Source organism: Streptomyces aurantiacus, assembly GCF_001418335.1.
Lineage (GTDB): Bacteria > Actinomycetota > Actinomycetes > Streptomycetales > Streptomycetaceae > Streptomyces > Streptomyces aurantiacus.
In genome coordinates this window covers 1-10,529 of sequence record NZ_LIPP01000399.1, presented here as the reverse complement: position 1 = coordinate 10,529, position 10,529 = coordinate 1, and the positions used below count along the sequence as shown (strand labels likewise).

10 protein-coding genes and 1 rRNA gene are annotated in these 10,529 nt (G+C 67.9%); all 11 read left to right on the top strand.

What is annotated here, in order from left to right; translation table 11 throughout:
* Nucleotides 1-89 precede the first annotated feature (89 nt).
* Nucleotides 90-206 (top strand): 5S ribosomal RNA (gene rrf / locus AOK01_RS36615).
* Between the two features lie 154 nt (nucleotides 207-360).
* Nucleotides 361-993, top strand: coding sequence for a cardiolipin synthase ClsA (gene clsA / locus AOK01_RS36610; protein ID WP_055519378.1), 633 nt, complete (start codon nucleotides 361-363; stop codon nucleotides 991-993).
* Nucleotides 994-1,081: 88 nt separating this feature from the next.
* Nucleotides 1,082-3,577 carry a mannose-1-phosphate guanyltransferase gene (locus AOK01_RS36605; RefSeq protein WP_055519377.1) on the top strand — a complete coding sequence of 832 codons (2,496 nt, stop codon included), beginning with the start codon at nucleotides 1,082-1,084 and terminating at the stop codon, nucleotides 3,575-3,577.
* Nucleotides 3,578-3,669: 92 nt separating this feature from the next.
* A complete protein-coding gene (locus tag AOK01_RS36600; protein WP_079104055.1) occupies nucleotides 3,670-4,572 on the top strand; it encodes a DUF881 domain-containing protein in 903 nt (300 codons plus the stop codon).
* The gene (locus AOK01_RS36595) at nucleotides 4,569-4,901 is read left to right on the top strand and encodes a small basic family protein (protein WP_003988855.1); all 333 of its coding nucleotides are present in this window, start codon (nucleotides 4,569-4,571) and stop codon (nucleotides 4,899-4,901) included. Before AOK01_RS36600 ends, AOK01_RS36595 begins: the two co-directional genes overlap by 4 nt.
* Before the next feature lie 5 nt (nucleotides 4,902-4,906).
* Nucleotides 4,907-5,773 (top strand): DUF881 domain-containing protein, encoded by an 867-nt coding sequence (locus AOK01_RS36590; protein ID WP_055519373.1) that lies wholly within the window; start codon nucleotides 4,907-4,909, stop codon nucleotides 5,771-5,773.
* A 148-nt stretch (nucleotides 5,774-5,921) separates the two neighbouring features.
* Nucleotides 5,922-6,806 (top strand): zinc-ribbon and FHA domain-containing protein, encoded by an 885-nt coding sequence (locus AOK01_RS42130; RefSeq protein WP_245702566.1) that lies wholly within the window; start codon nucleotides 5,922-5,924, stop codon nucleotides 6,804-6,806.
* A gap of 43 nt (nucleotides 6,807-6,849) precedes the next feature.
* Nucleotides 6,850-7,584: a transcriptional regulator FtsR gene (ftsR, locus tag AOK01_RS36580; protein ID WP_055519369.1), complete on the top strand. Its 735-nt coding sequence runs from the start codon at nucleotides 6,850-6,852 to the stop codon at nucleotides 7,582-7,584.
* Between the two features lie 85 nt (nucleotides 7,585-7,669).
* On the top strand, nucleotides 7,670-8,143 hold the full coding sequence (locus AOK01_RS36575; protein ID WP_006123076.1) for a bifunctional nuclease family protein: 474 nt from the start codon (nucleotides 7,670-7,672) through the stop codon (nucleotides 8,141-8,143).
* A 214-nt stretch (nucleotides 8,144-8,357) separates the two neighbouring features.
* Nucleotides 8,358-8,990, top strand: coding sequence for a MerR family transcriptional regulator (locus tag AOK01_RS36570; RefSeq protein WP_079104053.1), 633 nt, complete (start codon nucleotides 8,358-8,360; stop codon nucleotides 8,988-8,990).
* A gap of 129 nt (nucleotides 8,991-9,119) precedes the next feature.
* Nucleotides 9,120-10,529 (top strand): DNA polymerase IV (locus AOK01_RS36565; protein WP_055519368.1); only part of this gene is annotated, 1,410 nt, incomplete at its 3' end.

The following is a 10,529-nucleotide window of genomic DNA, read 5'->3' as shown; positions in this document are numbered from 1 at the left end:
GTTGGTTCTGAAACCACGAACAACCCCATACTCCTTTGTTTGGTCACGGGGGGTGTGGTGCGGTTGTTTGAATCAGAGTTTCAAAGTGTTTCGGTGGTCATAGCGTGAGGGAAACGCCCGGTTACATTCCGAACCCGGAAGCTAAGCCTTACAGCGCCGATGGTACTGCAGGGGGGACCCTGTGGGAGAGTAGGACGCCGCCGAACTTCTTTTAGAGCTCCGGCTCTCGGACGAAAGTCTGAGAGCCGGAGCTTTTTTTATTTCCGGGGAAGGTTCCCGGAACCCCTCCGCGATGTGGGCAGATGCGTGAGGGTAGGGTCAGGGGGCATCGTCGGCACGTTCCCCACAGGAGGCCCCCGGGTGGAGGTCCAGGAGACCCGCGTCCAGACAGACCGGGTGCTCACCATCCCGAACATCCTCAGCATGGCGCGCCTCGCGGGCGTGCCGCTCTTCCTGTGGCTGATCCTCAGGCCGGAGTTCGGCGGCCCCAACAGTGACGGCTGGGCACTTCTGGTGCTCATGTTCAGCGGCATCACCGACTATCTGGACGGCAAGCTCGCCCGGCGCTGGAACCAGATCAGCAGCCTCGGCCGGCTGCTCGATCCCGCGGCCGACCGCCTCTACATTCTGTCGACCCTCCTCGGGCTCACCTGGCGCGAAATTCTGCCACTGTGGCTGACCAGTGTCCTGCTGGCGCGGGAGCTCGTCCTGCTCGTGATGGTGGGCATCCTCAGACGGCACGGCTATCCGCCGCCTCAGGTGAACTTCCTCGGGAAGGCCGCCACGTTCAACTTGATGTACGCCTTCCCCTTGCTGCTGCTCAGTGACGGAAGCGGGTGGATTGCGTCACTCGCTGCTATTTTCGGATGGGCGTTCGCCGGATGGGGTACAACTCTGTATTGGTGGGCAGGGATCCTCTACGTGGTTCAGGTCCGCCGCCTTGTTCGTGCGGACAACCATGGCCGACTGAGCCAGTCCAATGGACGGCCGTAGTGGCCCCTGATGGCCCGCAACGAGAATGTGCGGGACAATCTGACGGGGAAGTCGGCTAGACCGTCTCTTCAAGGAGGACGCTTCCGACATGAAGGCCGTCGTGATGGCCGGCGGCGAAGGCACACGCCTTCGCCCCATGACCTCAAGCATGCCCAAGCCGCTCCTGCCCGTGGCCAATCGCCCGATCATGGAGCACGTGCTACGGCTGCTCAAGCGGCATGGGCTCAACGAAACCGTCGTCACTGTCCAGTTCCTGGCCTCCCTGGTCAAGAACTACTTCGGTGACGGTGAAGAGCTCGGTATGGAGCTCACCTATGCCAACGAGGAGAAGCCACTCGGAACTGCCGGCAGTGTCAAGAACGCCGAGGAGGCACTGAAGGACGACACCTTCCTCGTGATCTCCGGTGATGCTCTGACCGACTTCGATCTCACAGATCTGATCAATTTCCACAAGGAAAAGGGGGGACTGGTCACTGTCTGTTTGACCAGGGTCCCCAATCCGTTGGAATTCGGCATCACCATCGTGGACGACGAAGGCAAGGTCGAGCGCTTTCTTGAGAAGCCGACCTGGGGGCAGGTCTTCTCGGACACAGTGAATACGGGCATCTACGTCATGGAGCCCGAGGTCTTCGACTATGTCGAGGCCGACGTATCCGTCGACTGGTCCGGTGACGTCTTCCCGCAGTTGATGAAGGAAGGCAAGCCGATCTACGGCTATATCGCCGAGGGCTACTGGGAAGACGTCGGTACGCACGAGAGCTACGTGAAGGCGCAGGCCGACGTCCTGGAGGGCAAGGTCGACGTCGAGCTGGACGGCTTCGAGATATCGCCCGGAGTCTGGGTCGCCGAGGGCGCCGAGGTCCACCCCGACGCAGTACTGCGAGGACCGCTCTACATCGGGGACTACGCAAAGGTCGAAGCTGACGCCGAAATTCGGGAGCACACCGTCGTGGGCTCCAATGTCGTCGTCAAAACCGGGGCGTTCCTGCACAAGGCCGTACTGCACGACAACGTGTACATCGGTCAGCACAGCAATCTGCGCGGCTGTGTCATCGGAAAGAACACCGACATCATGCGGGCCGCGCGTATCGAGGACGGCGCTGTCATCGGGGACGAGTGCCTCGTCGGCGAAGAATCGATTGTCCAGGGCAACGTGCGGGTGTACCCGTTCAAGACCATCGAGGCCGGCGCCTTCGTCAATACGTCGGTCATCTGGGAGTCACGGGGCCAGGCCCATCTCTTCGGGGCCCGCGGAGTGTCCGGCATCCTGAACGTGGAGATCACGCCCGAGCTGGCGGTGCGCCTCGCGGGGGCGTATGCGACCACGCTCAAGAAGGGCTCCACGGTCACCACGGCCCGCGACCACTCCCGAGGCGCCCGCGCACTGAAGAGAGCGGTCATCTCCGCTCTCCAGGCCAGTGCCATCGACGTACGGGACCTGGAGAACGTACCGCTGCCGGTGGCCCGGCAGCAGACCGCGCGGGGCAGTGCGGGCGGGATCATGATCCGTACGACGCCCGGGGTTCCCGACTCGGTCGACATCATGTTCTTCGACGGGCGTGGGGCGGATCTGTCGCAGGGGAGTCAGCGCAAGCTCGACCGGGTGTTCGCACGGCAGGAGTACCGGCGTGCGTTCCCCGGTGAGATCGGGGACCTGCACTTCCCGGCCAGCGTCTTCGACTCGTACACCGGTTCCTTGCTCAGGAATGTCGATACGACCGGGATCGCCGAGTCCGGTCTCAAGGTGGTCGTGGACGCCTCGAACGGCAGTGCCGGACTGGTGCTGCCCAGCCTGCTGGGCAAGCTCGGGGTCGATTCGCTGACCATCAACCCGGGTCTCGACGAGTCTAGGCCCACGGAGACGGTGGAAACCCGGCGGTCCGGGATGGTGCGGCTCGGAGAGATCGTGGCTTCCGCACGGGCCGCGTTCGGCGTGCGGTTCGACCCGGTGGGCGAGCGGCTGTCGCTCGTCGACGAGAAGGGCCGGATCATCGAGGACGACCGGGCGCTGCTCGTCATGCTCGACCTGGTGGCCGCCGAACGGCGCAGCGGGCGCGTGGCGTTGCCCGTGACCACGACGAGGATCGCCGAGCAGGTGGCGGCGTACCACGGGACCCAGGTCGACTGGACGACGACGTCTCCCGACGATCTGACGCGCGTCGGGCGCGAGGAGTCGACGATCTTCGGAGGCGACGGGCGCGGTGGGTTCATCGTGCCGGAGTTCAGCAGCGTGTTCGACGGCTCGGCGGCCTTCGTGCGGCTCATCGGCCTGGTGGCGCGGGCGCAGCTCACCCTCAGTCAGATCGACGCGCGGATCCCGCGGGCGCACGTCATCAAGCACGATCTCGCGACTCCCTGGGCGGTCAAGGGGCTTGTGATGCGCCGCGTCGTGGAGGCGGCCGGTGATCGGTTCGTCGACACGACCGACGGTGTTCGTGTGGTGGAGACCGACGGACGCTGGGTGATGGTGCTGCCCGATCCGGCGGAGGCGGTCACCCATCTGTGGGCCGAAGGGCCCGACGACGCGTCGGCGCAGGCACTGCTCGACGAGTGGTCGTCCGTGGTGGACAGCGCCGGTCGCTGAGTCGCACGCGCGCGTGCCGGACGGTGCCCTCAAAAGGGCTCGTCCGGCGCGTCGGTGGGGCCATTCGGAGGTACTGGTCGCGACGTGCGACGATGTGCGGCATGCCGCAGCAGCTCCCCGTTCGGAGCACCCCCACGCGCCCCTCGCGCCCGGACGCGTCCATGTCGCTGCTCACCAACGTCATGGACCACAGCCTCGACGAGGGGTATGCCGAGGCGGCTGTCCGTAAGAAGGCCGAAGGCACCGGCGGGATGCCCAAGACGGTGCGCGCGAAGCTGGGGCTCGCGGCCGGTCTGGTGCTCGCGGCCCTCGTGGTGACCGTGGGTGCGGCGCAGGCACGGATAGTGGCTCCGGTCGTCGCCAAGGAGCGCGAGGAGCTCATCGACCGGATCGACAGTGAGACGTCGGCGGCCGAGGACCTCGAAGACGGCATCGACGAACTCCGCGACGACGTGAGCGCACGGCAGCGTGAGGCGTTGAAGAAGCACGGCGGCGACCAGGGCGAGTTGGTAGCCGTCCTGGCCGGCGCCGTCGAGGTGCACGGTCCCGGTGTGAAGCTCGTCGTGGACGACGCGAAGGAAGCCGACCAGGGCGGTGACGGGGACGCGCGTGAGACGTCGGGCTTCTCCGACACCGGACGCGTGCGCGACCGCGACATGCAGCGGGTGGTCAACGGGCTGTGGGAGTCGGGCGCCGAGGCCGTCACGGTCAACGGACAGCGGCTGACGGCCCTGTCCGCGATCAGGGCCGCGGGTGACGCGATACTGGTCGACAACAAGCCGCTGGTGCCGCCGTACACGGTGCTGGCCGTGGGGGACGGGCAACGGCTGAGCAGCAGGTTCCGGAACAGCGGCGACGGCCAGTATCTGCAGGCCCTGAAGGAGAACTTCGGGGTCAGGACCAGCATGTCCGTCGAGGACGAGGTCCGGCTGCCCGCAGCGCCGAGTGTGATCGTACGAACAGCAAAGCCGAGCACAGAGAAAGGCACATCGTGATCGCCGTACTGGGCCTCGTCGTGGGAGTCGTGGCGGGATTGTTGGTCCGGCCCGAGGTCCCGGCAGTGGTCGAGCCCTACCTTCCGATCGCCGTCGTCGCGGCGCTCGACGCCGTGTTCGGAGGTCTGCGGGCGATGCTCGACGGCATCTTCGACGACAAGGTCTTCGTGGTGTCGTTCCTGTCCAACGTCGTGGTGGCCGCGCTGATCGTCTTCCTGGGCGACAAGTTGGGCGTGGGCGCTCAGCTGTCCACCGGCGTCGTGGTCGTCCTCGGTATTCGCATCTTCTCCAACGCCGCGGCGATCCGTCGGCACGTCTTCCGGGCGTGAGGCCGATGAGCGGCAAGGACGAGACGCCGGGCACGCACGAGAGCCCGCTGCGCAAGGCGCTGCCCGCAGAGGTGTCGGCGCGGGCCCCGGAAGGGGCGGAGGACGCCGCGGCACCGGAGGTCGGGCCCGAGCAGGGCAAGCCGGCTGTCGTCACCGGCCGGCAGCGGCTGGTGAAGGGCCTGTGGCCGCCCCGCGTGTCCCGTGCGCAACTCATCGTCGCGCTCCTGCTGTTCGGACTCGGCTTCGGTCTCGCGGTCCAGGTGGCGTCCAACAGCGACAGCGACGGCGCTCTGCGCGGCGCTCGCCAGGAGGATCTCGTACGCATCCTCGATGAACTGGACGACCGCACACAGCGTCTGGAAGAGGAGAAGCAGGGGCTTGAGGACCAGCGCACCGAGTTGGAGAACAGCTCGGACCAAGCCGAGGAGGCCCGCAAGCAGACGGTCGAGAAGGAGAAGCAACTCGGCATTCTGGCGGGCACCGTGGCGGCGCAGGGCCCCGGCATCACGCTGGTGATCGACGACGAGAAGGGGACGGTCGAGTCGGACATGCTGCTCGACGCGGTCCAGGAGTTGCGCGCCGCCGGCGCCGAGGCGATCCAGGTCAATGGCGTACGGATCGTCGCGGGTACCTATCTGACGGATGTGAGCGGGGGAGTCGCCGTGGACGGGAACAAGATCAGCTCCCCGTATCGTTTCAAGGTCATCGGCAAGTCCCAGGACCTGGAACCGGCACTCAACATCCCTGGCGGAGTGGTGCAGACTTTGGAGAAGGAGCAGGCCACTGTCACGGTGGAACGCTCGGACAAGATCGTCGTGGACGCCTTGCGACCGGCGAAGCAGCCTGACTACGCTCGGTCGTCCTCCCAGTGAACCGGGGGCGCTTGGAGTCCGTTCCGCAAGGGCATGAGGTTGCGGGGGGTCGACGCACCGAATGGCTGGTGCGTGGTGGAAACTGTCTGGTGGATACGGACGTTGTGAGGGTGTCCGGCTCGGCCGGTGTATGTAATCAGGGTTCGTCCTGCCCCACGGGCGGGTCTGTTTCGGTCAAGGGGAATCGCCCGTGAAGTTGTTTGCGAAGTTGTTCGGCAAGAGCGCACGAGAGGGCGGCGACAACGCCACTGCCCGGCATCGTGCACCGCGTCCCTCGGAGGCCGAGGGGCAGGAGGACCGTCCGCTGTTCCGGGACCAGGTCGGTGGGCCGGGTGGTGACGTTTCCGGTGGTCAGGGCGCGCCGTCTGTTGACCCTGCCCAGTCGGGGCGCATAGGTTTCCCAGATCCGTCAGCCTCAGGTGCGGGTGGAGGTTTCGGCTCCGACCCGTACGCGTCCAATACCCCGGCGGGGCAGCCGCGGCAGGAGGATCCGTCCATGTCGGCCCTGGTGTGTACGAGGTGCGGTAACCGCAACACGGAAGCGAGCCGCTTCTGCTCGAACTGCGGTGCGCCGTTGCGGGCCGGAGCGACCCCGGAGCGTCCGTCGGAGACCACGTCGACGATCTCCATCTCCGGCCTTGAGGCGTATGACGCCGAGGTCACTGGTCAGACGCAGATGCCGATGCTGTCTCCCGAGGCGCAGGCCGCCGTCGACGCCCTGCCGCTCGGCTCGGCGCTCCTGGTGGTGCGACGCGGGCCCAATTCGGGCAGCCGTTTTCTGCTGGACGGCGAGTTGACCACTGCCGGCCGTCATCCGCAGAGCGACATCTTCCTGGACGACGTGACGGTCTCGCGCCGCCATGTGGAGTTCCGCCGTGAGCCCGACGGTTCGTTCACGGTGGCGGACGTCGGCAGCCTCAACGGCACGTACGTCAACCGGGAGCGGATCGACCGGGTTCCCTTGGCGAACGGTGACGAGGTGCAGATCGGCAAGTACCGGCTGGTCTTCTACGCGAGCCAGCGGGGCATCTGACCCTCCCCCAGACTTTGTCCGGGGAGACCCCCAGGGAAGGTCCATGCTTCGAACACCGAGCGGCGGTGCCGGACACGGTGCCGCCGCCACGGACAACGGGCCGATGAGCATCGGCACAGTGCTGAACGTGCTGCGTGAGGAGTTCCCCGAGGTCACTGTCTCCAAGATCCGTTTCCTGGAGTCCGAGGGGCTCATCGAGCCGCAGCGGACCCCGTCGGGGTACCGCAAGTTCACCGCGGACGACGTCGAGCGCCTCGGTCACGTCCTGAGGATGCAGCGTGACCACTATCTGCCCCTGAAGGTGATCCGCGAGCACCTGGACGCCATGGGGCGCGGCGAGGCGCTGCCGCTGCCTTCCGTGGGGCGTCAGCGCGACGGGGAGGCCCTGAGCGACCCTGAGGGGCCCACGGTGGCCAGGATCGGCCGGGCCGAGCTGCTGGCCGCCGCCGAGATCGGTGAGCAGGAGCTCGACGAGTGGGAGTCGTACGGCCTCATCACCCCTCTGCTGGACGGGGTGTACGACGCCGAGGCGCTGACCGTGGCCGGACTGGTTCTGGAGCTCGGGCGGTTCGGGATCGAGCCGCGGCATCTGCGTGCCGTGAAGGCCGCCGCCGACCGCGAGGCCGGGCTCGTGGACCAGGTCGTGGCGCCGCTGCGGCTCCATCGCAACCCGCAGACCAGGGCACACGCACAAGCGCGCACCAGGGAGCTGGCGGGGCTCGCGGTGAAGCTGCACGCGGCCCTGGTGCAGTCCGCGCTCGGGGTGCGGCTGCCCTGACGTGGCGGCTCGCGCCGAGCGTGGGATGGCGCACCATTCCGTGCTCGACTACCCAAAGGTGCCGGGCACGGCCTAGGGTTGCTGTGTGAACGAGCTCGACGTCGTAGGTGTCCGGGTCGAAATGCCCTCCAACCAACCGATCGTGCTCCTGCGTGAAGTGGGAGGCGACCGTTACCTCCCCATCTGGATCGGGCCGGGGGAGGCGACGGCGATCGCCTTTGCGCAGCAGGGCATGGCTCCCGCGCGACCGCTGACCCACGACCTGTTCAAGGACGTGCTGGAGGCCGTCGGCCAGGAGCTGACCGAAGTGCGCATCACGGACCTGCGGGAGGGTGTCTTCTACGCGGAGCTGGTGTTCGCCAGCGGGGTCGAGGTTAGCGCCCGCCCGTCGGACGCCATAGCGCTGGCGCTGCGCACCGGGACGCCCATCTACGGCAGCGACGGGGTCCTGGACGACGCCGGCATCGCGATCCCGGACGAGCAGGAGGACGAGGTGGAGAAGTTCCGCGAGTTCCTCGACCAGATCTCGCCCGAGGACTTCGGGACCAACAGCCAATGACGGTGCGACAAACCGGTCGGTGACCCTCCGGGGCCGCCGGACAACAGGCCGTGCGGCGGCCGGCGCGAGAGCATTCGGCTAGCCTTTCCCCGCGGTGGGGCACGGGAAACCACTCTTAGGGTGATTATCACCCGGCGTGCCGAGTGTGGCGATCGTTGACGCGCCCCTGGTGACTGCCTACCGTCGAGAAGGCAGGTCAAGGACGGAGGTCGGCGTGAGAAGCAGCGGCGACGGTACGGCTGGGGGTGCTCCCGGACGCGGTCCGGGGGAGAGCGGCCCGTACCCGCTTCAGAGCAGCGCGGCCGATCACGTACAGCGGCCGACGGCGGTGCCGGGGGGCGGCGAGGTGGCGTCCGAGGAGGTCGGTTATCGCGGGCCCACGGCCTGTGCGGCCGCGGGGATCACCTATCGGCAGTTGGACTACTGGGCCAGGACCGGACTGGTCGAGCCGAGTGTGCGGCTCGCCCACGGGGCGGGGGCACAGCGGCTCTACAGCTTCCGGGACGTGGTCGTCCTGAAGATCGTCAAGCGGTTCCTCGACACGGGGCTCTCGCTGCAGAACATCCGCACCACGGTCCAGCACCTCAGGGAGCGCGGATTCCGCGACCTGGAGCGGATGACGCTGATGAGCGACGGCGCGACCGTCTACGAGTGTTCCTCGCCCGGCGAGGTCCATGCCCTTCTCCAGGGCGGCCAGGGCATCTTCGGCATCGCCGTGGGTGTGGTGTGGCGGGACGTGGAGAGCGCGCTCTCGCAGCTGCACGGGGAGCGGGTCGACACGGGCGAGACGCTCGTCGGACCCAATCCCACGGACGAGCTGGCGCGGCGCCGCAACCGGGCGGTCTGAAGCGGCTGTCCCGGCTGCCCCCGTCATTCCGGATTCCGGTGCTCGTCGTGCTGTCCGGCGTACGGTCCCGTGGTGCTTCGTGAGGCCGTGCGCGGGGCATTGTCAGTGGCGTAGGGCAGCATCGGACATGTGAGAACCGCGCCCACGATCCTGCATCTCGACATGGATGCCTTCTTCGCATCGGCGGAGCAGGCAGCCAAGCCGAGTCTGCGCGGGAAAGCGGTCGTCGTGGGCGGTCTCGGGCCGCGCGGTGTGGTCGCCACCTGTTCGTACGAGGCACGGGTCTTCGGGGTGCATTCGGCGATGCCCATGGCGCAGGCCCGCCGCCTGGCGCCGAACGCCGCGTACCTCGTACCGCGCTTCGGGCTGTACCGGGAGATCAGCGAGCAGGTGATGGGGCTGCTGCGGGAGCTGTCGCCGCTGGTGGAGCCGCTGAGCCTGGACGAGGCGTTCGTGGACCTGGAGGCCGGGCGGACGGCCTGGGACGAGGCGTCGGCGCGGCTGACCGCGGGGAAGCTGCGCGCGGACATCCGGGCCGTCACGGGGCTGACCGGATCCGTGGGGCTCGCAGCCTCCAAGATGCTCGCGAAGATCGCCTCCGAGCAGGCCAAGCCCGACGGGCTCGTGCTGATAGAACCCGGCACCGAGCGGGCGCTGCTCGCTCCCATGTCGGTGCGGATTCTGCCGGGCGTGGGGCCCGCCACGGGGGACCATCTGCGGCGGGGTGGGATCAGCACGGTCGGGGAGATCGCCGAGGCGGGCGAGGACGAGCTCGTACGGCTCCTGGGGAAGGCCCACGGAGGCTCCCTGTACGCCATGGCGCTGGCCCGCGACGAGCGGCCCGTGGTGGCCGAGCGGGACACCAAGTCGGTGTCCGTCGAGGACACGTACGACGTGGACATCCACGACCGGGTGCGGGTGCGGACGGAGGTGCAGCGGCTTGCGGACCGGTGTGTCCAGCGGTTGCGGGGCGCGCATCTGTCGGGGCGGACCATCGTGCTGAAGGTGCGGAGGTACGACTTCTCGACGCTGACCCGGTCCGAGACGCTTCGGGGGCCCACGGACGACGCCGCGGTGGTACGGGAGGCGGCCGCGCGGCTGCTGGAGTCGGTGGACACCACGGGAGGCGTGCGGCTGCTGGGGGTCGGGGTCTCGGGGCTGGCCGACTACACGCAGGAGGATCTCTTCGCCCAGGCGCGGGTCGCTGCCGCGGAGGAGTCGCAGCAGGCTGGGGGTGCGGCTGGTGCCGGTGCCGGTGCCGGATCATCCGGTGCTGGTCAGGAAGAAGCCGCGGAGGTGGTGGCTGAGGAGCCCGAGCCGGTGGTGGAGCGGCAGTGGCGGGCGGGGCATGACGTTCGGCATGCCGAGTTCGGGCACGGGTGGGTGCAGGGCAGTGGGCTGGGGCGGGTCACGGTGCGGTTCGAGACGCCTGATTCCGGGCCGGGGCGGGTGAGGACGTTTCGGAGTGATGATTCTGCGTTGGAGGTGGCGGAGCCGTTGCCGTTGGTTGGGCGAGTACCTGCGGTGCGTGGGGAGGGG